The sequence below is a fragment of the Amycolatopsis sp. lyj-346 genome (genome assembly GCF_046548975.1).
Taxonomy (GTDB): Bacteria; Actinomycetota; Actinomycetes; order Mycobacteriales; family Pseudonocardiaceae; genus Amycolatopsis.
In genome coordinates, this window is sequence record NZ_JAJPWT010000011.1 from 70,027 (window position 1) to 96,535 (window position 26,509).

Annotated in this window: 19 protein-coding genes; 7 read left to right on the forward strand and 12 right to left on the reverse strand. The window is 72.2% G+C overall.

From position 1 onward, the window contains the following. Window positions 1-62: 62 nt before the first annotated feature. From rhaS to ACLJQE_RS28810, 4 genes are all read right to left on the reverse strand, one after another. Window positions 63-1,124, reverse strand: coding sequence for a rhamnose ABC transporter substrate-binding protein (gene rhaS, locus ACLJQE_RS28795; protein WP_410642550.1), 1,062 nt, complete (start codon window positions 1,122-1,124; stop codon window positions 63-65). A gap of 108 nt (window positions 1,125-1,232) precedes the next feature. Then, complete coding sequence (locus ACLJQE_RS28800) at window positions 1,233-2,228, reverse strand: ABC transporter permease (protein ID WP_410642551.1); 996 nt, start codon at window positions 2,226-2,228, stop codon at window positions 1,233-1,235. Beyond that, window positions 2,221-3,261 carry an ABC transporter permease gene (locus ACLJQE_RS28805; protein ID WP_410642553.1) on the reverse strand — a complete coding sequence of 347 codons (1,041 nt, stop codon included), beginning with the start codon at window positions 3,259-3,261 and terminating at the stop codon, window positions 2,221-2,223. Before ACLJQE_RS28805 ends, ACLJQE_RS28800 begins: the two co-directional genes overlap by 8 nt. Then, window positions 3,258-4,775 (reverse strand): sugar ABC transporter ATP-binding protein, encoded by a 1,518-nt coding sequence (locus ACLJQE_RS28810; protein ID WP_410642554.1) that lies wholly within the window; start codon window positions 4,773-4,775, stop codon window positions 3,258-3,260. The genes ACLJQE_RS28805 and ACLJQE_RS28810 overlap by 4 nt, the downstream gene beginning before the upstream one ends. A 162-nt stretch (window positions 4,776-4,937) precedes the next feature. Here ACLJQE_RS28810 and ACLJQE_RS28815 point away from each other — a divergent pair, with 162 nt between their 5' ends. Next, the gene (locus tag ACLJQE_RS28815; RefSeq protein ID WP_410642555.1) at window positions 4,938-5,996 is read left to right on the forward strand and encodes a LacI family DNA-binding transcriptional regulator; all 1,059 of its coding nucleotides are present in this window, start codon (window positions 4,938-4,940) and stop codon (window positions 5,994-5,996) included. 112 nt (window positions 5,997-6,108) lie between these two features. Here the strand turns inward: ACLJQE_RS28815 and ACLJQE_RS28820 are convergent, their stop codons facing one another. Next, a complete protein-coding gene (locus tag ACLJQE_RS28820) occupies window positions 6,109-6,471 on the reverse strand; it encodes a DUF488 domain-containing protein (protein WP_410642556.1) in 363 nt (120 codons plus the stop codon). 341 nt (window positions 6,472-6,812) lie between these two features. Between ACLJQE_RS28820 and ACLJQE_RS28825 the strand changes: the two genes are divergently transcribed. Continuing rightward, on the forward strand, window positions 6,813-9,794 hold the full coding sequence (locus tag ACLJQE_RS28825) for a BTAD domain-containing putative transcriptional regulator (RefSeq protein ID WP_410642557.1): 2,982 nt from the start codon (window positions 6,813-6,815) through the stop codon (window positions 9,792-9,794). A gap of 3 nt (window positions 9,795-9,797) precedes the next feature. Here ACLJQE_RS28825 and ACLJQE_RS28830 read toward each other — a convergent pair whose 3' ends face one another. Then, window positions 9,798-11,003, reverse strand: coding sequence for a phospholipase D-like domain-containing protein (locus ACLJQE_RS28830; protein ID WP_410642558.1), 1,206 nt, complete (start codon window positions 11,001-11,003; stop codon window positions 9,798-9,800). Window positions 11,004-11,188: 185 nt separating this feature from the next. Further along, window positions 11,189-11,545 carry an MmcQ/YjbR family DNA-binding protein gene (locus ACLJQE_RS28835; RefSeq protein WP_410642559.1) on the reverse strand — a complete coding sequence of 119 codons (357 nt, stop codon included), beginning with the start codon at window positions 11,543-11,545 and terminating at the stop codon, window positions 11,189-11,191. A 55-nt stretch (window positions 11,546-11,600) separates the two neighbouring features. Here ACLJQE_RS28835 and ACLJQE_RS28840 point away from each other — a divergent pair, with 55 nt between their 5' ends. Further along, window positions 11,601-12,377 (forward strand): fructosamine kinase family protein, encoded by a 777-nt coding sequence (locus ACLJQE_RS28840; protein WP_410642560.1) that lies wholly within the window; start codon window positions 11,601-11,603, stop codon window positions 12,375-12,377. Here ACLJQE_RS28840 and ACLJQE_RS28845 read toward each other — a convergent pair. After that, window positions 12,374-13,042, reverse strand: a complete 669-nt coding sequence (locus ACLJQE_RS28845) for an HNH endonuclease family protein (protein ID WP_410642561.1) — start codon at window positions 13,040-13,042, stop codon at window positions 12,374-12,376. The genes ACLJQE_RS28840 and ACLJQE_RS28845 overlap by 4 nt on opposite strands. Before the next feature lie 94 nt (window positions 13,043-13,136). Continuing rightward, entirely contained in the window at window positions 13,137-14,003 is an 867-nt protein-coding gene (locus ACLJQE_RS28850) for a hypothetical protein (protein ID WP_410642562.1), read from the reverse strand. Between the two features lie 147 nt (window positions 14,004-14,150). Between ACLJQE_RS28850 and ACLJQE_RS28855 the strand changes: the two genes are divergently transcribed. Then, entirely contained in the window at window positions 14,151-14,993 is an 843-nt protein-coding gene (locus ACLJQE_RS28855) for an urea carboxylase-associated family protein (protein WP_410642563.1), read from the forward strand. A 226-nt stretch (window positions 14,994-15,219) separates the two neighbouring features. Next, window positions 15,220-16,317, forward strand: coding sequence for a calcium:proton antiporter (locus ACLJQE_RS28860; protein ID WP_410642564.1), 1,098 nt, complete (start codon window positions 15,220-15,222; stop codon window positions 16,315-16,317). Here ACLJQE_RS28860 and ACLJQE_RS28865 read toward each other — a convergent pair. Next, window positions 16,307-18,703, reverse strand: coding sequence for a SpoIIE family protein phosphatase (locus tag ACLJQE_RS28865; protein WP_410642565.1), 2,397 nt, complete (start codon window positions 18,701-18,703; stop codon window positions 16,307-16,309). The genes ACLJQE_RS28860 and ACLJQE_RS28865 overlap by 11 nt on opposite strands. Further along, window positions 18,700-23,250 (reverse strand): HAMP domain-containing protein, encoded by a 4,551-nt coding sequence (locus ACLJQE_RS28870; protein ID WP_410642830.1) that lies wholly within the window; start codon window positions 23,248-23,250, stop codon window positions 18,700-18,702. Before ACLJQE_RS28870 ends, ACLJQE_RS28865 begins: the two co-directional genes overlap by 4 nt. A 501-nt stretch (window positions 23,251-23,751) precedes the next feature. Here ACLJQE_RS28870 and ACLJQE_RS28875 point away from each other — a divergent pair. Both ACLJQE_RS28875 and ACLJQE_RS28880 read left to right on the forward strand, forming a co-directional pair. Continuing rightward, the gene (locus tag ACLJQE_RS28875) at window positions 23,752-24,210 is read left to right on the forward strand and encodes a MarR family winged helix-turn-helix transcriptional regulator (protein ID WP_410642566.1); all 459 of its coding nucleotides are present in this window, start codon (window positions 23,752-23,754) and stop codon (window positions 24,208-24,210) included. A gap of 88 nt (window positions 24,211-24,298) precedes the next feature. Further along, window positions 24,299-24,595, forward strand: a complete 297-nt coding sequence (locus ACLJQE_RS28880; protein WP_410642568.1) for a DUF1330 domain-containing protein — start codon at window positions 24,299-24,301, stop codon at window positions 24,593-24,595. 53 nt (window positions 24,596-24,648) lie between these two features. Here ACLJQE_RS28880 and ACLJQE_RS28885 read toward each other — a convergent pair whose 3' ends face one another. After that, a complete protein-coding gene (locus ACLJQE_RS28885; protein ID WP_410642570.1) occupies window positions 24,649-26,502 on the reverse strand; it encodes a S9 family peptidase in 1,854 nt (617 codons plus the stop codon). Between the last annotated feature and the right edge of the window lie 7 nt (window positions 26,503-26,509).

Genomic DNA, 26,509 nt, shown 5'->3' on the forward strand with positions numbered 1-26,509 from the left:
GCCGCCCGTCGCGACCCGGCCGGGAGTCTTGAAAGTTGACCGGTCCTGAAAGTTGAACAGTCTCAGAAGTTGAACTTGTCGATGTTGTTCGCGTCGAACGTCGTCGGCGGGCCGAGCACGATCTCGCCGTTCTCGCCGATCGTGTAGTCGCCGAGCTTGCCCGCCTTGAACTTCTCGCCCGGCTTGCCGGTGATCTGGCCGGACTTGAGCGCGACGCCGGCGTAGGCGGCGAGGTAGCCGATGTCGGCCGGGTTCCACAGCGCGAACTGCTTCACCGTGCCGTCCTTGACGAAGGCGCGCATCTGGTTCGGCGTGCCCAGCCCGGTCACCGCGACCTTGCCCTTGTAGCTCGACGAGCTGACGTACCGCGCGGCGGCCGCGATGCCGACCGTGGTCGGCGAAACGATCACCTTGAGGTTCGGGAACGACTGCAGCAGGCCCTGCGCCTCCTGGAACGACTTCTGGTCGTCGTCGTTGCCGTAGGCGATCTTCACCAGCTTCAGGCCCGCGTACTCCGGCTTGGCCAGCTCCTTCTTGAGCACCTCGATCCAGGCGTTCTGGTTGGTGGCGTTCGGCGTCGCGGACAGGACCGCGATCTCGCCCGACCCGCCGGACAGGTCCTTCGCCTGCTTGGCCAGCGCCTCGCCGATGCCCTGCGTGGTGGCCTGGTTGATGAAGACGTCCCGGCAGTCCTTGGCGGCGTCGGAGTCGAACGCGACGACCTTGATGCCGGCGCTGCGGGCCTGGTTGAGCGACGGGCACACCGCGTTCGGGTCGTTCGCGGCGATGCCGATGACGTCCTGCTGCTGCTGGATCAGCGTGTTGATGTAGCTGACCTGCGACGACGCGCTGGCGTCGTTCGGCCCGACCAGCTTGTACTCGCCCTTCAGCTCACCGAGGGCCTCCTTGCCGCCGCTGACCTCGATGTCGCTGTAGGGGTTGTTGAGCTGCTTGGGCAGGAACGCCATCTTGACGCCCTCCTTCGCCGCAGCGTTCGGGTCCGCCGCGGCGGTGGACTGCTGGGCGCCCGATCCGGCGTTGTCGTTCTTGGTCGTACCGCCACAGGCGGCCAGGACCAGCACCAGCCCGGCCGAGACTGCGCCGGTGAGGAACCGTCGGGACATCTTCGTCACCTTTCCGAGTTACCAATCTGACCGAAAGTAGGCGGACGCTGTCCGCAGCCAATCCGCACGAAGCAACGGTTTACGCCGTGACTGCCGTCGGATTGGTAACTAATGGCGCAGTACCGCTTGCCGACGGCGACGCACTGCCGTGCGGGCCGAAGTCACGATGTTGGGGAGCAGGACCGACACGATCAGGAGCACGCCGGTCACGATGTTGAGCGCCTCGTTCGAGACGTCCTGCAGGCGCAGGGCGTTCTGCAGCGAAGCCAGCAGGACCACCCCGGCGAGCACGCCGGGCAGCGTGCCCTTGCCGCCGAAGATGGACACGCCGCCGAGCAGCACGGCGGCCACGACGGCCAGTTCGAGCCCGAACCCGTTGTCGGCACGGGCGCTGGAGTACCGCAGCGTCCACAGCACCCCCGCGAGGCCGGCGACCGCGCCGCTCACGACGTACAGCCAGAACTTGAGCCGCCCGGTGCGGATGCCGGCGAACCGGGCCGCCTGCTCGCCCGCCCCGGCCGCGAAGACGCCGCGGCCGATCGGCGTCGCGTGGAGCACGACACCGAAGATCAGGGCGACGACGACCAGCGGGATCAGGACGTTCGGGACCGGGCCGTCGCCGATCGTCCCGGTGACCCAGCTCGTGTAATCGCGCGGGAAGTCGGCGACCGCGCCGTCGCCCAGCACCACGAACGCGAGCCCGCGGTAGAGCGCCAGGGTGCCGATCGTGACGGCCAGCGACGGCAGTTTCAGCACGGTGACGAAGAAGCCGTTCAACGCGCCGAGGACCGCGCCGAGCACGACGCAGAGCGGGATGATCGTCTCGATCGACAGTCCCGCGTCCCACAGCGAGCCCATCACCGCCGACGTCAGCCCGAGCGTGCTCGCCACCGACAGGTCGATCTCGCCGGTGACGATGATGAACGTCATCGGCAGCGCGACCAGCGCGATCGGCAGCAGGTCGAGCAGCAGGAAGGTGAAGTTGCGGCTGGTGCCGAAGTTCTCGACGGCCCCGGAGGCGACGACCAGGACGATCACCGTCACGAGCACGACGGCGGCGTCCCAGCTGAGCAGCCTGCCGAGCCGGTTCCCCTGGTCAGACATGGGAGTCCTTCTTCTTCAGTGCTTTCGCCACGCGGACGGCGACGAGCCGGTCGGCGCCGATGGCGAGCAGGATCAGCGCGCCGACGATCGCCTGCTGCCAGAACTGGTTGATGTCGAGCACGGCCAAGGCGCTGCCGATGACGGTCAGCAGCAGCGCGCCGAGGCCCGCGCCCCAGACCGAGCCGCTGCCGCCGAACACGGCGACCCCGCCGACGACGGCCGCGGCGACGACGTTGAGCTCGTAGCCGGTGCCGGCGGCGGCGTCCACGGTGCCGAACCGGGCCGCGAACAGCACCCCGGCCAGCCCGGCGAGCGCACCGCTGACCAGGAACGCCACGATGGTGTTGCGGCCGACCCGGATACCGGCCAGCTGCGCCGCCTGCGGGCTCGACCCCATCGCGTACAGCTCGCGCCCGGCGCGGTAGCTCCGCAGCACGATCCCGGCGGCGACCAGGACCAGCACCGCGATCACCACCAGCCACGGCACGCCGAGCACCGACGCGGTGCCGAAGTCCAGGAAGGACGCCGGCAGCTTGTCGGCGTTGATCTGACTGCCACCGGCCCAGAAGTAGCTGACGCCGCGGAAGGCGTAGAGCGTGCCGAGCGTGACGACCAGCGCCGGCACCTGGCCGAAGCGCACCAAAGCGCCGTTGACCAGCCCGCACACCGCGCCGACGGCGAGCCCGGCCAGGATGGCGACGAGCACCGGCAGGCCCGGGTTGTCCTTCATCAGCGTGCCCACGGCGAACGCCGACAGGCCGAGCACCGAGCCGACCGACAGGTCGATGTTGCGGGTGATCATCACGATCGCCTGCCCGACGGCGAGCACCGCCAGGATGGCCGTGCCGAGCAGGATGTCGCGGATGCTCTGCCCGGACAGGAACCGGGAGTTCTGCGTCGCGGTGACCGCGACCAGGACGACGAGCGCGAGGATGATCCCGGATTCGCGGGCCCTGAACACGTTCGCGGTCCACGACCGTCCGGAGTGGACGGACGGTGGCCCGGCCACGGGTGCCTCCTTGGTCGCGGTCATGCGGCGGCTCCCTGCCCCATCGCGGCGAACATCACCGAGTCTTCGGTCGCCTCGGCGCGCGGGAGCTCGGCCACGATCCGGCCCTCCCGCATCACCAGCACGCGGTCGGCCATGCCCAGCACCTCCGGCAGCTCCGAGGACACCATCACGACCGCGACGCCCTCGGCGGCCAGCGCGGACATCAGCCGGTGGACCTCGGCCTTCGTGCCGACGTCGATGCCGCGCGTCGGCTCGTCCACGATCAGCACCTTCGGCGCCATCGCCAGCCACTTGGCCAAGACGACCTTCTGCTGGTTCCCGCCCGAGAGCGTGCCGACGGGGTCGCCGAGCCGGCGGTACTTGGTGCGCAGCCGCTCGGTCCAGCGCCGCGCCTCCTGCCGTTCGCTCGCACCGGTCAGGAAGCCGAGTTTCGCCAGCGCCCGCGACCGCGGCAGCGTCACGTTCCGCTCGATCGAGAGATCCATGATCAGGCCCTGCTGGCGCCGGTCCTCGGGAACCAGGGCCACCCCGGCGGCCATCGCGGCCCGCGACGAGTGCGGCTTGAGCTTCTTGCCGCTCACCTTCACGATCCCGGCGTCGCGCTCGTCGACGCCGAAGACGGCCTGGACGACCTCCGAGCGGCCGGACCCGACCAGCCCGGCGAACGCGACGATCTCCCCGGCGCGCACGGAGAAGGAGATGTCGCGGAACACGCCCTCCCGGGCGAGGCCCTCGACCTCCAGCACGACCGCGCCGGGCTCGACGTCCTGCTTGGGGAACAGCGCGTCCAGGTCGCGGCCGACCATGCGCTTCACCATCTCTTCGACGGTGACCTCGTCGATCGCGTCGGTCGAGACGTGCCGTCCGTCGCGCATGATCGTCACGCGCTGGCAGAGCTCGGTGATCTCCTCGAAGCGGTGGGAGATGAACATGATCGCCGCGCCTTCCCGGCGCAGCGTCCCGGCGACGGTGAACAGCCGCTCGACCTCGACCCCGGTCAGGGCGGCGGTCGGCTCGTCCATCACCAGCACCCGCGCGTCGGCGCTGAGCGCCTTGGCGATCTCGACGATCTGCTGGTCGGCGATGGACAGCCCGCGGGCCGGGCGGGCCGGGTCGATCCGGACGCCGAGGCGGGCGAAGAGCCGCTCGGCCTCGGCGCGGATCGCCGCCCGGTCGATCCGGCCGAGGCTCTTGCGCGGGTGGCGGCCCATCACGATGTTCTCTGCGACGCTCAGGTCGGGGAACAGCGTGGGTTCCTGGTAGATGACCGCGATGCCGGCCGCCTTCGCATCGGCGGGTGAGCCGAACTCGATCGCCTCGCCGTCCAGCAGCAGCGTGCCGTCGTCGGGCTTGTGCACCCCGGCCAGCATCTTGACGATCGTGGACTTGCCGGCGCCGTTCTCCCCGACCAGCGCGTGGGCCTCCCCGGCGTGCAGCGCGAAGCTCACGCCGGCGACGGCCGCGACCGCGCCGAACGACTTCGTCACGCCGCGTACCTCCAGCAGAGGAGCCCGGCCGGCGTCCTGCCGCGTCATCGCGACCTCCGGATTGAAAGGTTTCACAAATCTGGTGCGGTGAAGCTACTATGCGACGGAACGAGAAGTCAATGCATCGGCCGAGGCGTGGCCAAATGGCATCTTCACCAGGTCATTCGCGGTGATGTTACGTTTCAACCGTTCTGCTGAAAAGGGGGCCGGATGGTCGTCAGGGAGCCCGGTACCGAGCCGCGCGCGGCCGGTATGAAGGAGGTCGCGGCGGCCGCCGGCGTCTCCCTCGGCACGGTGTCCAACGTGCTCAACCGGCCCGACCGGGTCAGCCCGGCGACCCGGGCCAGGGTCGAGGCCGCGATGGCCGAACTCCGCTTCGTGCGCAACGAATCCGCGCGGCAGCTGCGGGCCGGGCGCAGCCGGGTGCTGGCCTACGTGATGCTCGACGGCAGCAACCCGTTCTTCACCGACGTCGCGGCCGGCATGGAAGACGCCGCGGACGCCGCCGGTGAGGGCGACCTTTCGCTGTTCCTCTGCAACAGCGCGCACCAGCCCTCGCGGGAGGCGGCCTACCTCGGGCGCCTCGAACAGCAGCGCGTCCAGGGCGTCCTCATCACGCCGGTCGACCCGGACGCCCCGCTGCTGGGCGAGATCGCGCGCCGCGGCACACCGGTGGTCGTCGTCGACCGGACCCCCGCGGGCACCACGCACTGCTCGGTCGCGGTCGACGACGTCTACGGCGGCGAGATCGCCGTGCGGCACCTGGTCGAACAGGGCCACGAGCGGATCGCCTTCATCGGCAACCACACGACGGTCGGCCAGGTCCGCGACCGGCGGCTCGGCGCGTTGCAGGCCCTGGAAGCCGCCGGGCTCGGCCCGGACCACCTGGTCGACCTGACGACGCCGGCGCTCACGGTGGCCGACGGCCGCGGCGCCGGCGAGCGGCTGGCGGGGCTGCCGGCGTCGATCCGCCCGACCGCGGCGTTCTGCGCCAACGACCTCGTCGCCCTCGGCCTGCTCCAGACCTGCGCGAACCTCCGCATGAGCGTCCCGGACGACCTGGCGATCGTCGGCTACGACGACATCGAGTTCGCCGCGGCGGCCGCGGTGCCGCTGACCTCGGTCCGCCAGCCCCGGCGGCGCCTGGGCCGCACGGCCGTGGAGCTGCTGCTGGCGGAAGCGACCGAAACCGGCCACGAACACCGCAAGGTCGTGTTCACCCCGGAGCTGGTGGTCCGCGCCTCGACCCTGCGCGGAGCAACCCGCTGATCGTCTGTGCCGGCGGGCTGCCGTGTCGCCCCTCCAATCACGCGAGATGGCTCCCAATCACGCGAGATGGCCCCCCGATCACGCGGGAGGCGACCGGCCCCGGGCCGGTCGCTCACTCTCCGGTGAGCACCGCCGCCAGCACGGCCGCCTGGCTGATCGAGGGGGATCCGCTGGCCGTCAGCAGGGTCACCGGGCCGTCTCCGGCGAGCTCGCGCAACCGTTCCAGCGCCGCCTGCCGCTCGGGTTCGCGCAGCTCGGCGCGGTAGCGCTCGGCGAACTCCGCGAACCGGCCGGGGTCGTGGCCGTACCAGGTGCGCAGCTCGTCGGACGGGGCCAGGCCGCGGTACCAGCCGTCGAGGACCACCGCCGTGCGGGCGGTGCCGCGGGGCCAGAGCCGCTCGACGAGCACGCGGACGCCGTCGGCGGGCCCGGCCGGGTCGGACAGGCGCGCCACCCGGACGACCGTCGGCTGCATGCGCGCATTCTGCGTCGAGCCGGGACGGGCCGCCACCGGAGCGCGGTGGTGGTCACGGTCCGCGACCAGCTCCCGGAGTTACCGCACCCGGCGGAAGCTGCCCCGGGCAGCAACCGCACAAGGGCCACCACGGCGACCGTGGAGGGATCGCCGTGGTGGTCCTACCCCCAGCTCGTGCCGCGCGTGAACCAACGACAGCCGAATCCGCCGGTTTCCCGGCGGCCGAGCCGGCCGCGGACATCGTCGGGGCGTGTCCGCAGCCCCGCCAGGATGGCGGACCGGGCCTGCACCACGCTTGCAGTACGCTTGCACGCCACGATCGGGTGAACGGAGGTGACCGGGTGGAGTTCCGCGTCCTCGGCGCCGTCGAGGCGACCGCGGACGGTGCCCCGGTCGATCTCGGCTCCCGCAAGCAGCGGCTGGTGCTCGCCGTCCTGCTCCTCGAGACCCCGCGCCCGGTCACCCTGGAGAACCTCGTCGACCTGCTCTGGCCCGACGATCCCCCGGCCAGCGCGCGCAACACCGTCCAGGCCCTGGTCTCGCGGCTGCGTGCGGTGTTCCGCGCCGCCGGCGGCCCCGAGCTCGTCACCGAGGGGCACGGGTACGTCCTGCGCGCCGACCCGGCCACGATCGACGCCCACCGCTTCACCGCCCTCGTCCGCCGGGCCCGTGCGGCCGGCGACGAGACCGCCGTCGAGCTGTTCGACGAAGCCCTCGCGCTCTGGCGGGGCGACGCTCTCGCCGGGGCCGCCTCCGCCGACGTCGCCGGCGTCCTGCTCGCCGGGCTCACCGAAGCCCGCTCGAGCGCGCTGGAAGACCGCATCGACGCGCAGCTGCGGCTCGGCCGGGGCCGTGCCGTGCTCGCCGAGCTGACGACGCTGGTCGCCGCGCACCCGTTGCGGCAGCGGTTCGTCGGCCAGCTCATGCTGGCCCTGCACCGCGAGGGCCGCACCGACGCCGCCCTCGCCGCGTTCCGCGGCCTGCGCGCCCGGCTCGTCGCCGAGCTCGGGCTCGACCCGTCGCCGGAGCTGTCCCGGCTCGAAGCCGCGATCCTCGCCGCCGACCCGGCGCTCGACTCGACGCCGGAGCCGGCACCCGAACCGGTGCGGCCGGCCCAGCTGCCCCACGACGTCCGCGGCTTCACCGGCCGCGCCGCCGAGCTGGCCCGGCTCGACGAGCCGGCCGACGCCGGTCCCGGGCCGGACATCCGCGTGGTCACCGGCACCGCGGGTGTCGGGAAGACCGCGCTCGCCGTCCGCTGGGCGCACCGCGTCCGCGACCGGTTCGCCGACGGCCAGCTCTACCTCGACCTGCGCGGGTTCGACCCGGACCACGAGCCGCTCACCCCGGCCGTCGCGGCCGCGCAGCTGCTGCGGGCGCTGGGCACCGACCCACGCGCGATCCCGCCGGACCCGGACGGCCGCACCGCGCTGTGGCGCTCGCTGCTGGCCGACCGGCAGGTGCTCGTCCTGCTCGACAACGCCCGCGACAGCGCCCAGGTGACGCCGCTGCTGCCGCCGTCGGGCACGGTGCTGGTCACCAGCCGCCAGCGGCTCGGCGACCTGATCGCCCGCACCGGCGCGCGGGCGGTGCCGCTGTCCGTGCTGCCCGCCGAGGATTCCCGGCAGCTGCTGGAAACCGTGCTCGGGCCGCCCGCGGTCGCCGCCGAGCCGGCCGCGGCGGCGGAGCTGGCCCGGCTGTGCGGGCACCTCCCGCTGGCGCTGCGGCTGGCCGCGGCGAACCTCGCCGCCGGCGACGTGTCCGGCATCGCCGAGCTGGCCAGGGAACTCGGCGACGGCGATCCCCTCGCCGGGTTCAGCGTCGACGGTGCCGAAGAAAGCGCGGTCACCACGGCGTTCTCCGTGTCGTACCGGGCCTTGCCCGCCGAGCACCGCCTGCTGTTCCGGCGGCTCGCGCTGGTCCCGGGCCAGACGTTCACCGCGACGGCGGCCGCGCGGCTCGCCGCGGTCGCCGAGGGCCGCGCGGGCCGGCAGCTCAAGGCCCTCGCCGCGGCCAACCTCGTCGAACGGCACCTGCCCGGCCGCTACCGCTTCCACGACCTGCTGCGCAGCTACGCGGGCGGGCGGGTCGCGGCCGACGACACCGCCGCCGACGGGGACGCGGCGCGGCGACGGCTGTTCGACCACTACCTCGCGACGGCCGACGCGGCCGGGCGGCTGCTGATCCCCCACTTCCTCCGGCTCCCCCGGCCCGAACCGGAGCAGGTGTTCGAGGGCACCGAGGACGCGCTGGCCTGGCTGGACACGGAGTGGCCGAACCTCGCCGCCGCCGTCGAGCACGCGGCGGACCGCGGCCCGCACGAGTACGCGTGGCACCTGGCCGACGCGCTGCGGGCGTTCTTCCACCACCGCGGCCACCACACGGAGTGGGTCGACACGGCCACGACGGCGCTCACCGCCGCACTGGCCGCCGGGGATCGCCAGGCCCAGGCGGCGATGCGGCTGTCGATCGCGCTCGCCGGGGTCAACAGCGGCCGCTACGCCGAAGCCCGGCAGCACCTGACGACGGTACTGGCCGACGGGCTGGCGGCGGAGTGGCCGGCCGGCCGCGCCGCGGCGCTCAACAACCTCAGCGCCGTGCACCAGCGCCTCGGCGACGCGCACGAGGCGATCGCGTGCGGCCTGGAAGCGTTGCGGCTGTGCGAAGAAGCCGCCATGCCGGGCATCACGATGGCACTGGCCAACCTCGGGTTCGCCTGCGGCCAGATCGGCGACTTCGACGCCGCGCTCGGCCACTTCGGCCGCGCGCTCGAGATCGCCGAACGCGACGGCGCGCGGTTCAGCGTGGCCGTGCTGCTGGTCGACCTCGGGCACGTCCACCGCGACCTCGGGAACGCCGTCGCGGCAGAGTTCTACGAGCGGGCCCTGACGGCCAACCGGGAACTCGGCTACCAGTACGGCGAAGCGGCGGCGTTGTCCGGCCGCGCGGTCATGGAGGCCAGGGCGGGCGACGGCACCCGTGCTCTCGCCGACGCGGGCGAAGCGGTGGAACTGACCCGCCGCATCGGCGACCGCGGCACCGAGGCGTCGGCGCTGGCCGCACTCGGGGAAACCTGTCTCCGGCTGGACCGCGCCGCGGACGCGGCCACGCACCTGACGGCCGCACTGGACATCGCCCGCGAAACGAGCTTCACGTGGTGCGAAGCCGCGGCGCTGACCGGCCTCGCCGAAGCGGCACTCGCCGTGGGTGACGCCGAACTGGCGCGCACCCACGGCGAAGCGGCGGTCAAGCTCGCCGCCCAGGCGGGCTACCGCCCCCTGGAAACCCGGGCGGCACGCACCCTCGCGAGCTCGGCGGGCTGAGCGTCAGCAGGCGGCCGGGGCCGAGCACCTGGCGCGGGCCAGGATGGTGCCGAAGTTGTCCTGGTAGGCTGCGCTGATCCCGGCGTTCTCCACCTTGATCAGGATCTCGTCGTTGTCGCGAAGGGCCGCGCCGGAGATGTTGTGCGAGCCGGTGAAGACGAGCGAACGGCCGGCCTTCTCGCTGTAGTTGCCCGTGTAGAGCATGTACTTCGAGTGCACGGTGATCTCGCGGTCGGTCGCGATCGTGCGGTACCGCTTGAGCGTCACGTTCGCCTTGCCCTTGAGGGCGGCCAGCGCCGCGGTGCCCATGTCGTCGTAGACGATCCGGACCTGGCAGCCCAGCTTGGCGATGCGGACCAGCTCGGTGACGACCGGGGTGCGCGAGTCGGCGATGTTGGCCTGCACGACGTTGAGCGAGCAGCCCGCCTCGTACTTCGTGATGTACTTCAGCAGCTGCGCCCACGTGTCGGTGGCGAACTCCTCCGAAGCACCGCCCTTGGAGTCGGCGCGCGGCGAAAGGTAGCTGGTGACCATGGTGGTCAAGGTCTTGTGGTAGCCGGCGTTGTCGAAGTAGTTGTTGTCCTTCTTCTGCGCCAGCATCTTCTGCACGTGCCCGCGGTAGAAGCCGTACAGGCCGGCGTCGCCGTGGACGAGCAGGGCGTTGTTGAACATGTTGCCCTGCACCGAGGTCAGGTTGTGCGAGCCGATGACGACGACGTCCTTCTTGCCCTCGGTCTCGGAGAACATCCACAGCTTGTCGTGGTTGATCGAGTGCGGGCTGCCGTCGTGGGCGATGCACCCGGTGTTGAGGCCGCCGGTGCCGCAGAAGACCAGCTGGGTGAGCCCGGCGGACTTGAGGATCGGCATCGCGGTGTTGGCCGGGTCGTCGTCCGCGGCGCCGTCGAGCGCGATCCGCACCTTGACGCCGCGGGCCTGCGCCGCCTTGATCGCCTCGGCGAGCGCGGGCCGGGTCCAGCTGAAGAGGGAGATGTGGATCTCCGCGCCGGCCGGGGTGCCGTTGGCCAGCTGGACCAGCCGCGTTTCGATCGAGTGGTCGCGGTCGCCGTTCTCGGGCGGGTTGTTGAAGATCGCTTCCATGCCGGTGGCGTCGGCGGTCACCGCCGACGGCGCCGCGTGCGCGACGCCGCTGCCGGCCAGCGCGAGCAACGCGCCGATGGCCGCGGTGAGCGCCTTGAACTTCGGGGCCATGTCGTCCTCCCTGTCGGAAGGACCACGCTCGCAAGGCGCCGTACAAGATCCGTACACCCGGACGTTGCCGCGCGCACTCCTCACGAGCGCCCCAAGGTGGCCTTGGTTGCGTTCAACGCATCCAAGGTGGCCTTCGGTGCGTTGAACGCACCGAAGGCCACCTTGGGGCGCTTCAGGGACCCGCGTTACGCGCGGGCGATCCTGGTGAAGGGCACTTCCACGGCGAGCTCCTCCGGGGCCGAGAGCCGCCAGGCCTCGTAGAGGAGCTCGGCGAGTTCGTCGGCGTCGATGCCGTCGAGGTGGACCACCACCCAGCCGAAGCCGCCGGCGGTGAACTGCACCTCGAACACGTCCGGGCGTTCCGAGACCAGCGCGAGCTGCTCAGAGACGGTCTGCTTGAGACCGACGGTCCGGGTCCGCGGCCAGAAGTAGCCGAACCGCTTGCCGCGCACGCTGAACGACGAGTAGTCGCGCGCCTCCGCGCGCTGGACCTCCGCCAGCGCGCCGAGCAGCTGGTCGAATTCCCGGACCTGCACCGTCACCGTCGTTCCCCCTTGTTCACGGCGACCACCGTAGCGCGCCGGTACCGTGCGGAACATGAGCGAGTCCGGAGACGTCCGTGAAGCCGTCCTCGACGACGGCCGCGAGGTGGTGGTCAAGCGCGGTCACGCTCCCGGCGCGGCGGCGGCCGAGGCGGCCGGCCTGCGCTGGCTGGCTGCCGCGGGCACGGTGGCGGTGCCCGCGGTGCACCGCCACGACCGGGACCGGCTCGTCCTCGATCGCGTCCCGGCCGGTCGTCCGTCGGCCCCGGCGGCGGAACGGTTCGGCCGCGGGCTGGCCGGCTTGCACGCCGCGGGCGCTCCGGCGTTCGGCGCGCCGCCGCCGGACGGACCCGCGGACGCGTGGATCGGCCGGGCGCCGATGGCGAACGTCCCGGCCGGCGACTGGGCGTCCTGGTACGCCTCCGACCGCGTGCTGCCCTACGTCCGGCTGGCGGTGGACGCGGGGACGTTCGGGCCGTCCGAAGCGACGTTGTTCGAGCGGGCCTGCGCACGGATCCCGGCGTCGGCCGAGCCGCCCGCCCGGCTGCACGGCGACCTCTGGAACGGCAACGTCCTGTGGGACGGGCGCGAGGCGTGGCTGATCGACCCGGCCGCCCACGGCGGGCACCGCGAGACGGACCTGGCGATGCTGCACCTGTTCGGCTGCCCGCACCTCGACCGCGTCATAGCCGCCTACGAAGAGGCGACGCCCCTGGCGGACGGCTGGCGCGACCGGATCGGGCTGCACCAGCTGTTCCCGCTGCTGGTGCACACCGTCCTGTTCGGACAGTCCTACACCGGGCAGGCGGTCGCGGCGGCCCGCTCGTTCTAGCAGCGCTGCAGCATCGACTCCAGCGCCGTCTTCTCCGGCACGGTGATCGTCAGGCCGTAGTTGCGCTTGACGACGATCCAGTCCGTGGCGTAGGCGCACCAGTACGACACCAGCGGCGGCTTCCACGCGTCGGGAGCCTTGTCGCTCTTCTGCACGTTGACGTTGTCGGTGACCGCCCTCAGCTGCGGGCGGACGAGGTCGTTCGCGAACTGCTCACGCCGCTCCCGGGTCCAGCTCTTCGCGCCGCTGATCCAGGCCTGGCCGAGCGGGACCATGTGGTCGATGTCCACATCGGACGCCTTGTGCCAGGTCTCGCCGTCGTAGGGGCTGACCCAGGTACCGGACTTCGCGGCGCACTGCGCATCGGTCTGGACGTCCTTGCCGTCGCGCTTGAGCACCTGCTCCCGGACGTCGCAGTTCGCGTCGACCTTGTCCCAGTGCGGGAACTCGTCGCGGCTGTAGCCGTCCATCGTGCCACGCACGGCGACCTTCAGCGCCGCCAGTTCGCTGCGCGCCTCGGCGGGCGCGACCCGCGGGGCGGCGACCGTGCCGGGCGCCTGCGTCACGGGTCCGGCCCCGGACGCCAGTTCGTCGGCGAGCTTGCACCCGGTGAGGGAGGCACCGGCGAGGACGGCGAGCAGGACAAGCGCTCGGGTGCGCGGCATCGTGAACCCCTTTCACGTCTACCGGGAGGTGCCCAGCGGACGCGCCGGGGAAACGGTGCAGATGGCCTAGCTGACGCGAAAGGATCGTGGCAGCTCAGGAGCCGTGGAAGACCTGGTTGACGAACACCGCGGCGACCACCCCGGCCGCGACGAGCACCGTGAGCACGAAGAGCAGGCCCCAGGGAACCTGCCGGATCGGCCGTTGCCGCGGGAAGACCGCCGATCCCGGCCCGCGCGGCGCCGGGATCCAGGGGCCCGGATCGTCGTCGGCCGCCACGGGCGGCGCGGGGTCGGGCGGCACCGGCACGACGGCGGGCAGTTCGGGCAGCCGGGACGGCGCCGGAAGCCGCGCCGGGAACCCGTCGGCGATCAGCGCCGACCGCGGCGGGGCGAGGTGCGCCAGGGACAGCGCGTAGCAGGCGTCGAGCACGTCGTCGGCCGACCAGACGGTCCGCCACCGGTTGTGCTGGGCGATGATCCGCCGCAGGCCACGGGAGTCGGCGAGGACGACGGCCACGCCGGGGACGGCCGCCGGCTCGGGCCAGTGCAGTGCCGGTGCCGTCGGGCTGCCGGGCGGTTCTGCCCCCGGCGTGTCCGGTTCCCGCGGTCCCGCCGGCGGGACGACCGCGACCAGGCCTGTCACGTGCCGGCCACCCTCGTGCGCGGCGAGCGCGCCTTTCGTCGCCGACACCACCGCGCCGGTCCGGTGCCCGGGACCCGGCCACTCCGCCGGGCCCGGTTCGTGCGCGGCGATCACCACCACTCCGTACCGCGTGAACACCAGCGCGTCGACGGACCGGGGACCCAGCCGGCTGGGCAGCGTGATGCCCGCCAGCGCCAGCCCCGTCAGGTGCTCCGGGCCCGGTCCCCACGATCGCAGCAACGCCACCAGGTGCTCCGCCGCCGGAGGGAGCGGCCGGCCTTCGCCGGTTTGCTGGAGGGCCACGAGCACGCCGGTCACACCTCCCACGACGGTACGGCGAGCATTCCCTCGACGGTAGGAGGCAACCCCACCGCCGCCCCAGCAGCCGAACGAGTGGTCGATCACCACCGTGCGTAGCCGGGGCATCCTGAAGCGGCACCCGCCCACCGACCAGGGAGACCGCCGATGGCTTCACCCCCAGCCGCGTACCAGGGCCGCGCCCTCGACGTCGACCGGCCCTTCTACCGGCGGCTCGCCGGCGAAGCCGGCCGGGAGCTCGTCGAGGCGTTCGAGGTCCCGATCCGTTCGGGACGCGCGTGGCGGGTGCCGCGCGGGCACCTCTGCCGCCTGCGCACCGTCGACGGACCGCAGGTCGGCGACCTCAACCTGTGGCACGCCGACGACCCGCGCGAACGGTTCTGGGCCGCGCGGACCCGCCAGCTGCAGCGCGCCCACGTCAGCACGTTCGACCGGCTGTGGTCGACCCTGCCGTTCCTGCGCCCGCTGGCCACGATCACCGCCGACACCCTCGCCGGCCACGGCGAAGACGGTGACGGCGGCCGCGTCCACGACCTGCTGGGCACCCGCTGCGACCCGTACGTGAACCGGCTGCTCACCGGCGAGGACTTCGACTTCTGCTGCCACTCGAACCTGGTCCGCGCGGTCGCCCCGTTCGGGCTGACCGAGTTCGACGTGCACGATGTCCTCAACGTCTTCCAGTGCACCGGCCTCAACGACGAGGACCGGTACTTCATGAAGGCCAGCCCCGCCCGCCCGGGCGACCACTTCGAGTTCTTCGCCGAGGTCGACCTGCTGTGCGCGTTGTCCACCTGCCCGGGCGGCGACCTGTCGGTGCCGCTGTGGGGCCCGGACGCCCGCGACCCGCTCGAGACGTGCCACCCGATCGGCGTCGAGGTCTTCAGGCCACGGGCGGAGCTCCTCACGGGCTGGACCCCGCCGGAGCGCGCGGCCTACCGCGGCCTGCACGGCGTCCGGCGGCCGGAGTGGACCGGCCATACCGTGCCGTGACGGCGCAAGCGGATGCGGTCCACAATGGACCGCACCTGCTCTCGCTACGGCCGTGGGGTGTTGCGCAGGTTGGCGCGCGCCAGGTCGACCGCCGCTGAGCGAAACCTTCCGGCGGCACGTCCTGGACACCGCACCCGCACTGGTGCCGACCGACCGTCCACAAGGGATGATGTGAGCATCGCCTTACGGGACAGCGCAAGCCGCGATCGTGTGTCAGGGTGGAGGCATGGTCGCCGCGCTGAGATCCTTCCTGCTGTCCTGGACCTCCGTCACCCCGGTGCTCGGCGTGCTCGTGCTCGCGCTCGCCTGGGGCCGCGACCTCGGCCCGGTCTTCGTCGCCGTCGTCGCCGTCGCGCTGGGGGCGACCGTGCTGGCCGCGGTGCACCACGCGGAGGTCGTCGCCCACCGCGTCGGGGAACCGTTCGGCTCACTGGTGCTCGCGGTGGCGGTCACCGTCATCGAGGTCGCGCTGATCGTCACGATGATGGTTTCCGGCGGCCCGGAGGCCGGCTCGCTCGCCCGCGACACGGTGTTCGCCGCCGTCATGATCACGACCAACGGCATCGTCGGCATCTCGCTGCTGGTCGGCGCCCGCCGCTACGGCTCGACGTTGTTCAACTCCGAAGGCAGCGGGGCCGCGCTGGCGACGGTCGCGACGCTGGCCACGCTGAGCCTGGTGCTGCCGGCGTTCACCTCCAGCACCCCCGGGCCGGTGTTCTCCCCCACCCAGCTGACGTTCGCGGCGCTGGCGTCCCTCGCGCTGTACGGGACGTTCGTGCTCACGCAGACGGTGCGCCACCGCGACTTCTTCCTCCCGGTCGCGGCCGACGGCGCGGTCAAGGAGGACGACCACGCCGACCCGCCGTCGAACCGCGCGGCGCTGGGCAGCCTCGCACTGCTGGTCGTGGCGCTGGTCGCGGTGGTCGGGCTGGCGAAGGTGGAGTCGCCGGCGATCGAAGCCGGCGTGCGCGCCGCCGGGTTCCCGCAGTCGTTCGTCGGCGTGGTGATCGCGCTGCTGGTCCTGCTGCCGGAGACCCTCGCCGCGGTCCGCGCGGCCCAGCGCGACCGGATGCAGATCAGCCTCAACCTCGCGTACGGCTCGGCGATCGCGAGCATCGGCCTGACCATCCCGGCGATCGCGCTGGCGTCGGTGTGGCTGCCGGGTCAGCTCCTGCTCGGCCTGGGCTCGACGCAGATCGTCCTGCTGGCCCTGACGGTGGTGGTGAGCGTCCTGACGGTGGTACCGGGCCGCGCAACCCGCCTCCAGGGCGGCGTGCACCTGGTGCTGCTGGCCGGCTTCCTCGTCCTGGCCATCAACCCGTGACCGGGCCCGTCGTCGTGACCTCGATGCCGACGACGCAGGTGTCGTCGTCCGTGTCGGCCGTGCTGTAGGTCAGCAGCCGGTCCAGCTGGTGCTCGAGGCCGCCGTCGTGGCCGTCGACCAAGGTGACCAGGCGGGACACCGAATCCTGGACCGGGCGGTCGCGGCGCTCGATCAGGCCGTCGGTGTAGATCAGCAGGATGTCGCCCTCCGCCAGCTGGATCTCCTCCTCTTCGTAGGTCACGTCGCGGACCGCGCCGAGGAGCGAGCCGCCGATCAGGGGCAACGTCGTCGCCGTGCCGTCGCGGTGGCGGACGATCGGGGGCAGGTGGCCCGCCCGCGCCCACCGGAGCTTCCGGTGGGCCGGGTCGTAGACCGCCGCGACCGCCGTGGCCGTGACGTGGTCGGTCAGGTGGTAGGCCACCAGGTTCAGCCAGGTGAGCAGCTGGGCCGGGCCGGCGCCGGTCGCCGCGAGACCACGCAGGGCGTTGCGCAGGCTCACCATCCCCGTCGCCGCGTCGATGCCGTGGCCGGCCACGTCGCCGACGCACAGCAGGACCTCGCCGGTCGGCAACGCGACCGCGTCGTACCAGTCGCCGCCGACCAGGTGCTCCTTCTCCGCCGGGCGGTAGCGGACCGCCGCGCGCAGGCCCGGCATGTCGATCGGGCCCTTGGCCGGCGGCATGATCGCGTGCTGCAGCTGCAGCGCGAGCCGGTTGCGCTCCCTCGCTTCCTGCTCGGTCTCGGCCAGCCTGTCCCGCGTCGCGGCCAGCGCCACCTCGGTCCAGTGCTGCGACGAAACGTCCTGGTAGGCACCGCGGACCGCGACCAGCGCGCCGCGGCCGTCGACGACCGGCTCGGCGACCACCCGGATGTGCCGGGCGACGCCGTCGGAGCGCTGCAGCCGGAACGCCGTCGACGACGGGCGCTTGTGGTGCAGCACCGCCCGCAGGAACCGGCCGATCGCCGGCGCGTCGTCGGGGTGCGCGTGCTTGGGCAGCTCGTGCAGCGAAAGCGGCGCGGCGTTCGGCGGCAGCCCGTACAACGCGAACAGCTCGGTGTTCCAGGTGATCGCGCCGGTGACGACGTTCTCCTCGAAGCCGCCGATCCGCCCGAGCCGCTGGGCGTGCTGCAGCAGCGCGGCGAGCTTCGCCGCGTCGTCCTGGATGCGCAGGATCAGCAGCACGTTCCCGGCGAAGCGCGTGACGCTGATGTCGGTGAGCACGGTCAGCGGCACCTGGTCGACCAGGGTGGTGAGCGCCATGCTGTCGGCCCGGAACGGCTCGCCGGTGGCGTAGACGCGCTGGATCTTGTCGAGCAGCCCGCTTTCTTCGGCGGCGAGCGGGTACGTCTCCAGCAGCCGGGTGCCGACGATCCGGCTGCGCGGCCGCCCGCCCGGGTCGGCGAACCGGACGTTGGCGTGGTGGATGCGGAAGTCGCTGAGCCGGTCGCCGCCGTCGACGCACGGCGACAGCAGCACGGCCGGGTCGTGCAGGCCGTCGATGAAGTCGGCCAGCTCGCCGAGGAAGTCGCCGGAACCGCCGGCGGCCACCGGCGCGACCACGCCGTCCCACGTGTCGAGGGTGTGCGCGCACAGCTCGGCCAGCGCCTCCAGCTGACGTCGCGGCCGCCCCGGTTCCGCGGGCAGCGGTTCCGGCCAGCACATCTCGACGACGCCGATGATCCGCCCGCCGGTGCCGGTCGGCACCGTCACCCGCCCGCCGGACAGGGTGTGCTGCCCGATCGACGGCAGCCCGCCACCCGCGAGCGCGGGGAGCCAGACGAGGTCGCGTTCGATCAACGCGCTGCGGGCGGGGGTGGCCACGCCGGGCGGGACGTAGCACCAGCGAGCCGCCTCCTCGGCGGAGAAACCGGCCGAACCGGCCAGCGTCAGCGACCCGTCGGGCCCGGCGAGCCACACCGCGACGGCGGTCGCGCCGAGCGGCCGCAGCGCGTGCTCCAAAATGGACTCCGCGACGCGCTGGGTGTCCCCCGCCGCGAGCACGCCGCTTTCGGCCGTCCGCAGCCGCACCGCGACCGACTCTTCGCCTTCGGCACGGGCCAGGAACTCCTGCGTCACTTCGGTGATGCGGTCCTCGGCGGCCTCGCCGACGACGTCCGCGGCGAACTCCAGCAGCGTCATCCCGGCGCGCCCGGCGAGGGACTCGAGCTGCTTCGCCGCGTCCGACGGCGTGCAGTGCAGGCGTTCCATCAGCACGCCCTTGGCCAGCTCGATCAGCCCGCGGCCGTCGGCGACGGCGTGCGCGTGGTCGACCTCGCCGCGCAGGCGGGCGACGGTGTCGGCGAGCCGCGCGAGGTTGGCCGACACGTCGGCGGGCGGGGGCAGCGCCGGCCGGTCGCCACCGGGCGGCCGCTCGTCCCCGATCACGCCGTCACGTGCCGCTTGATGCGGGTGATCAGGTCGTCCGCATCGACCGGTTTCGTGACGTAGTCGGTCGCGCCCGAGGCCAGGCTCTTCTCGCGGTCGCCCGGCATCGCCTTCGCCGTCACCGCGACGATCGGGATCCCGGCGTGCTCCGGCATCGCGCGGATCTTCGCGGTGGCGGTGTAGCCGTCCATCTCCGGCATCATCACGTCCATCAGGATCAGGTCGATGCCGGGGTGCGAAGCGACCGTCTCGACGCCCTTGCGGCCGTCCTCGGCGTGCAGCACGTGCATCCCGTGCAGTTCCAGGATCCCGGTCAGCGCGTAGACGTTGCGCGGGTCGTCGTCGACGATCAGCACCGTCCGCCCGGCCAGCGTGGTGTCGACGTCGGCCGCGGGCACCGGCGTGGCCGGCTCGTCCGGGCGGACCAGCGGCAGCACGGCGCCGGGCTCCTCCGCCGACAGGTGCAGCGCGATCCGCTCGCGCAGTTCGTCCAGCCCGGACAGCACCTCCAGCGACGGCACGTCCGCGCGGGACTGCACCAGCTGTTCGAGCTCGCCGTCGAGCCGGCGGCTGTTGTGCGCGAGCACCGGGACCAGCCGCAGTGCGCTGTCGCCCTGCATCGCGTCGAGGAAGGTGAACGCGGTCCGGTCCGGCAGGTCCAGGTCGAGCACCACGCAGTGGTAAGCGTCGTTGGCGAGCGCAGCGGCCGCCTCCTCCGTGCCGACCGCCGTCACGACCACGACGTCGGCGGGCGAGAGGCCGATGTCCCGGCTGTCGGCCAGGTCCGCCGCCGCGCTTTCGGCGACGAGCGTCAACAGCCCGTGCTGGCGTTCCTCGACGACCAGCAGCCGCCGGTGCGTCCGCGGTCCGGCCGCCGGGAGGGCGGCACCGGGCTCGGTCGTCGCGACGGCGGTGCCGGGGTGGTCTCCCGCGGGCAGCTGCGCGAAGTCCGGGCGCGCGACCGGCAGCGCGAAGGTGAAGGTGCTGCCCTCGCCGAGCGTGCTCTCGGCGGTGATCGCGCCGCCCAGCAGCTGGGCGATCTCGCGGCTGATCGACAGGCCGAGCCCGGTGCCGCCGTACTTGCGGCTGGTCGTGCCGTCGGCCTGCTGGAACGCGCCGAAGATCGATTCGAGCTGGTGCTCGGCGATCCCGATGCCGGTGTCGGTGACCCGGAACGCGACGGCGGGCCCGTGCACGCGCAGCGGCCGCGGCAGGGTTTCCGCGTCCACCGGCTGGATGTGCAGCTCGATCCCGCCGACCTCGGTGAACTTGACCGCGTTGGACAGCAGGTTGCGCAGCACCTGCCGCAGCCGCGAGTCGTCGGTGAGCAGTTCGGACGGCGAGCCGGGGGCCACGGTGATCCGGAAGTCCAGGTTGCGCTGCGAGGTCATCGGCCGGAACGTCGCCTCGACGTAGTCGATGAGCTGGCGCAGCGACACCTGCTCCGGGGTGACGTCCATCTTCCCGGCCTCGACCTTCGACAGGTCGAGGATGTCGTTGATCAGCTGCAGCAGGTCCGAGCCCGCGGAGTGGATGATGCCCGCGTATTCGACCTGCTTCGCGGTGAGGTTGCGGGTCGGGTTCTGCGCGAGCAGCTGGGCGAGGATCAGCAGGCTGTTGAGCGGGGTGCGCAGCTCGTGGCTCATGTTGGCCAGGAACTCCGACTTGTACTTCGACGCGATCGTCAGCTGCTGGGCGCGCGCCTCCAGCTCCTGGCGCGCCTGCTCGATCTCGAGGTTCTTCGTCTCGATGTCGCGGTTCTGCGTGACCAGCAGCGCCGCCTTCTCCTCCAGCTCGGCGTTCGAGGACTGGAGTTCTTCCTGCCGCGCCTGCAGTTCCTCCGAACGGGCCTGCAGTTCCGCGGTCAGCCGCTGCGACTCGCCGAGCAGCTCGTCGGTGCGGGCGTTGGCGACGATGTTGTTGACGTTGACGCCGATCTGTTCCATCAGCAGCTCGAGGAACGCCCGGTGCACCGGGGTGAAGCCGTGCACCGAAGCCAGCTCGATGACGCCGAGCACCTGGTCCTCGACCATGATCGGCAGCACGATCAGGCTGGCCGGCGTGGTGCTGCCGAGGCTGGAGGAAATCGTCGCGTAGCCCGGCGGCACGTCGTCGACCGCGATCGCGCGCCGGCTGCGGGCGGCCTGCCCGACCAGCGACTGGCCGACCCGGAACCGGGCCACCGGGCCGTCCCCGTCGTCCGGGTGGCCGTAGGCGCCGACCAGCCGCAGTTCGGGGACTTCGGCGGTGTCGTCGGCCAGGTAGAACGCCCCGTACTGGGCGTTGACCAGCGGGACCAGCTCGTCCATCACCGCGGCCGCGACGACCGCGAGGTCGCGGCGGCCCTGCATCAGCCCGGTGATCGTGGCCAGGTTCGACTTCAGCCAGTCCTGCTCCTGGTTCGCCCGCGTCGTCTCGCGCAGCGACTCCACCATCGAGTTGATGTTGTCCTTCAGCTCGGCGACCTCGCCGGAGGCGTCGACGGTGATCGAGCGGGTCAGGTCGCCCTCGGCGACCGCGCTGGTCACCTCGGCGATCGCTCGGACCTGCCGGGTGAGGTTCCCGGCCAGCTCGTTGACGTTCTCGGTCAGCCGCTTCCAGGTGCCCGACACGCCCTCGACCTCGGCCTGGCCGCCGAGGCGTCCTTCGCTGCCGACCTCGCGCGCGACGCGCGTGACCTCCGCGGCGAACGCCGAGAGCTGGTCGACCATCGTGTTGATCGTCGTCTTGAGCTCGAGGATCTCGCCGCGGGCGTCGACGTCGATCTTGCGGGTCAGGTCGCCCTGCGCGACGGCAGTGGTCACCTGGGCGATGTTGCGGACCTGCCCGGTGAGGTTGTTCGCCATCGAGTTGACGTTGTCGGTGAGGTCCTTCCACGTGCCGGCCACGTTCGGCACCCGCGCCTGGCCGCCGAGCATGCCCTCGGTGCCCACCTCGCGGGCAACCCGGGTGACCTCGTCCGCGAACGCCGACAGCGTGTCGACCATCGTGTTGATGACGTCGGCCAGTGCCGCGACCTCGCCCTTGGCCTCGACGGTGATCTTGCCCGACAGGTCACCGCGCGCGACCGCCGTCGCGACCTGCGCGATCGAGCGCACCTGGCCGGTCAGGTTGGACGCCATGACGTTGACGTTGTCGGTGAGGTTCTTCCACGTCCCGGACACGCCGCGGACGGTCGCCTGGCCGCCGAGGTTGCCCTCGGTGCCGACCTCGCGCGCCACCCGGGTGACCTCGTCCGCGAACGCGGACAGCTGATCCACCATCGTGTTGATGGTGTCCTTCAGTTCGAGGATCTCGCCGCGGGCGTCGACGCGGATCTTCTGGGACAGGTCGCCGCGGGCGACCGCGGTGGTGACCTGGGCGATCGAGCGGACCTGCGCGGTGAGGTTGTCGGCCATGACGTTGACCGACTCGGTGAGGTCCTTCCAGGTGCCGGAGACCCCCTTGACGTCGGCCTGGCCGCCCAGCCGGCCCTCCGTGCCCACCTCGCGGGCCACTCTCGTGACTTCGTCGGCGAACGCGGACAGCTGATCCACCATCGTGTTCAGCGTGTCCTTGAGCTCCAGGACCTCGCCGCGGGCGGTCACGTTGATCTTCTGCGAGAGATCGCCCTTGGCCACCGCGGTGGCGACCTGGGCGATGTTGCGGACCTGGTCGGTCAGGTTGCCCGCCATGAAGTTCACCGAATCGGTGAGGTCGCGCCAGGTGCCGGAGACCCCCTTCACGTCGGCCTGGCCGCCCAGCCGACCCTCCGTGCCCACTTCGCGCGCCACCCGGGTGACCTCGTCCGCGAAGGACGACAGCTGGTCCACCATCGTGTTGATCGTGCTCTTGAGCTCGAGGATCTCACCCCGGGCGTCGACCGTGATCTTCTGCGAAAGATCGCCCTTCGCGACCGCCGTGGTCACCTGGGCGACGTTGCGGACCTGGTCGGTCAGGTTGCCCGCCATGAAGTTCACCGAATCGGTGAGGTCGCGCCACACGCCGCCGACGCCGGGCACCTGGGCCTGGCCGCCGAGGCGGCCTTCGCTGCCCACTTCGCGCGCCACCCGGGTGACCTCGTCCGCGAACGAGGACAGCTGGTCCACCATCGTGTTGACGGTGTCCTTCAGTTCGAGGATTTCCCCGCGGGCGTCGACGTCGATCTTCTGCGACAGGTCGCCCTTGGCCACCGCGGTCGCCACCTGGGCGATGTCGCGGACCTGGGTGGTCAGGTTGCCGGCCATCGCGTTCACCGAGTCGGTGAGGTCCTTCCAGGTGCCGGACACGCCGGGGACCTTCGCCTGCCCGCCCAGCTGCCCTTCGCTGCCGACCTCCCGCGCGACGCGGGTGACCTCGGAGGTGAACAGCGAGAGCTGGTCGGCCATGCCGTTGAACACCGTGGCGATCTCGCCGAGCAGGCCGTCGGCCCCGCCCGGCAGCCGGATGCCGAAGTCGCCGTCGCGGACGGCGGTGAGGCCGGCCAGCAGCCGGCGCAGCTCCTGCTCCCCGGCCTCGCCCACGCCCGAAGCGTCCGCTCCCGCACCCGGGCGCGTCCCTTCGACCATTGCCCCACTCATCCGTCACCTGTTTCTCGTTCGCCGGCACCGCGGTGCTGTCCCACCGTGTGCACATCGGATGGCTCAGCATAGTGCAGCTGCACTATGCTGAGCGGCAACGGTTGAGCAACCAGCCGCGCCGGTGTCCACGTGCGCTCCCAGGCGGTGCTCGAAAGCCTTTCCTTCTCTCCCAGGCCATCCGGCCACATTGACCCGTTCGGCTGAATGCCGCGCCGGGGTTCGGCGGCCTGCGCCCCGGCGCCGTCGCCGCGCTTCGCCGCGCCCGAATCAGGTGTCCGATGTAGACACTCCACTGTGGAATCAACGACACGCGGGGAACAAACGGCGTGCGGGCACGCCCACGGAACCGAGCCGGCAGACAGGACCACCGCCCTCCCGCAACGGCCCGGCAAGATCATCGCGCTCCACCTCAACACTGGCCCAGCACCGGCAACCCCGGTCTATCGGGAGATGCATAAAGAGTTCATATAAACCTGCTATGCTTCACGAGTGAGTCGCCGAGACGCCGCGCACGGCGCTTCCGAAGCCATCGGGTCAGTCCTCTACGGTCTGGCCACCAGGGCGGTGAGACGCCTTCCCCGCGACATGAGCCTGACGTCCGCCACCACCTTGGCCACTCTGGACAAGACCGGCCCGCGACGGATCACCGATCTGGCGGTGGCCGAGGGCGTCACCCAGCCCGCGATGACCGTCCTGGTCCGGGTGATGGAGGAATCCGGGCTGGTCGAGCGGAAGGGTGATCCGTCCGACAAGCGGGTCACGCTGGTGTGCCTGACCGAGGCCGGCACGTCGTACGTCCGGACGCGACGCCAGGCGGGCGTCGACGCGTACGCGCGGTTGATCGACGAACTCACCGGCGACGAGATCGAGGCCTTGACAGCAGCCCTTCCGGCGCTGCTGCATTTGGCGGAGCTCGAAAGCCGTGCCCGAGAGGGGTCGGACCGGTGACCGCGGCCCAGGCTCACGACCGGGCCGAACATCGCCATGTTCGCCGGCGGAAATGCCCGCCGGCACTCATCCCAACACTGGAGGTTCCATGCCCAAGGGCTACTGGGTCAGCGTCTACCCCACCATCACGGACCCTGAAGGGCTTGATGTCTACAACGCACTGGCCGGCCTGGCCGTCAAGGCCGCAGGCGGGCGGGTGCTCGCCGGCATCGGCAGCCGGATCGTCGCACACGAAGCCGGAATCGCCGAGCGCGTCGTCCTGATCGAGTTCGACAGCTTCGAACAGGCGGCCGCCGCATACGAGAGTGCGGCCTACCAGAAGGCACTGGCCGCGCTCCCCGACGGCTTCGAGCGCGACTTCCGCATCATCGAAGGCCTCGGCTGACGATCGAGGCTCCGACCGACGGCTTCTCGTTCACCGGCGAGGCGGAGTTCAAGTCAGGCGAGCAGGCGTGAGAACCAGGCTCGGGTCCGGTGCAGGAAGTCGACCTGGTGGCCGCGTTCGAGGATCGAGTGGCCCTCCCGCGGGTAGACGACGAACTCGTGTTCCCGGTCCCCGAGGGCGTGGTGCAGGAGCTCGGCCTGCGAGAGCGGGACGTTCGTGTCGTCCTCGCCGTGGAGGATGAGGACGGGGGTGGCGATCCGGTCCGCGTGGGTGATCGGGCTGTTCTCCCGGCCGCCGAGGGCGAGGTCGAACCGGCCCCACTCCCCGGTCGCGGCGAGCAGGGGCCAGTCGACCACGCCCGCGGAGACGACGGCCGCCTTGAAGCGGTCCGTCTGGGTGACGGCCCAAGCGGCCATGAAGCCGCCGTGGCTCCCGCCGCCGATCCCGAGCCGGTTCCCGTCGGCGACGCCCGCCTCGACGAGCAGGTCGATCCCGGTGAGCAGGTCGGTGAACTCCGGGCCGCCGACGTCCCCGGCGACGCTCACCGCGAAAGCGTGACCGTGGCCGAGGCCGCCGCGCGGGTTCGGGAGGAACACCGCGAACCCGGCCGCGGCCAGCCACTGGCCGCAGCGGAACCAGCCGACCTGGGCCCGGTCGGCCCAGCGGTCTTTCGGGCCGCCGTGGACCACGGTGACCAGCGGGAAGGGCCCGTCCGCGCGGGTCTGGCCGGGCGGGAGGATCAGGAGGCCGTCGAGCTCCAGGCCGTCTTCGGCGCGGTAGGACAGACGTTCCTGGGTGCCCCATCGGACCCCGCTCAGCTGCCGTTCGCCCAACCGGGTGAGCGAACCGCCGGCTGGTCCACAGTGGACGGCTTCGGGCTCGGTGGCGGTGCTGCCGACGACGGCGATCCGGCCACCGCACGCGTTCAGGTACTGCAGGCTGCCGGTCGCGCCGTGGAGTTCGGTGAAGGTGCCGGTGGCGGGGTCGAGGCGCCGGATCGTCGTGTCGAGCCCTTCGGCGAACAAGGCCAGCAGCGCGCCGTCACCGGACCCGGCCAGGCCTACCGGGCAGACGCTCATCCCGGCGGTGAGGTTGCGGTGGTCGCCGGCGTCGAAGATGGCGTCGCCGCCGATCGGGCCGGGCGGCGTGATGCCGAGGTAGGCCAAGCGCCAGCCGGTTTCGTCGCGCCACCAGGTGAGCGACTCGGCCTCCAACGCCGGGACGCCGAGATCCTGCCGGGCACCGGTGGCGGGGTCGACGAAATGGAGGCCGGGTTCGAAGAGCCCGGGCTCCAGATCGGCGACGGACCAGGTGAGCACGGCGAGGGTTCCGCCATCCGGCCGCACGGCGGCTTCGACGACGTGCCGGGGACCGAAGTCGCCGAGGGGACGGACAGCGCGAGTTCGCGGGTCGAGCAGCCAGAGCCGATCGGGCCGGGCGACCGTGTCCCAGGTGGGTGTCTCGGCCCCGGCCGGCCGGACCACCCGGACCCGGGGATCGGCCGCCGTTTCCTTCTCCTCCGCCGCGACGAGCACCACCGCACCGAGGTCCGGCATCAGCACGTAGGCGCTGACGCCCGCGTTCCGGTCCGTCAGCTGTTCCGGCGCGCCACCCTCCCGGTCCACCCGGTGCAGCTGCGCGGTCCCGCGATCAGCACGGTCGGAAAGGAAGTACACCCACGCGGAATCGGCCGACCACCTCGGCTCCTCGTCCTCCGCCGCAGCGGGGGCGAGCTCCCGAGGCGGTTCACTCCCGTCCGCGGGCCCCACCCACAGCCCGCTCTCCGGATGCTCCCCGGCACGAGCCGCCGGCGCGCCAACGAACACGACCCACCGGCCATCGGGCGACAACCGCGGCGTCCGCGGCACCATCCGGTCGACCACGGCCTCCGCCGTCAGTTCCCCCATGTCCCCC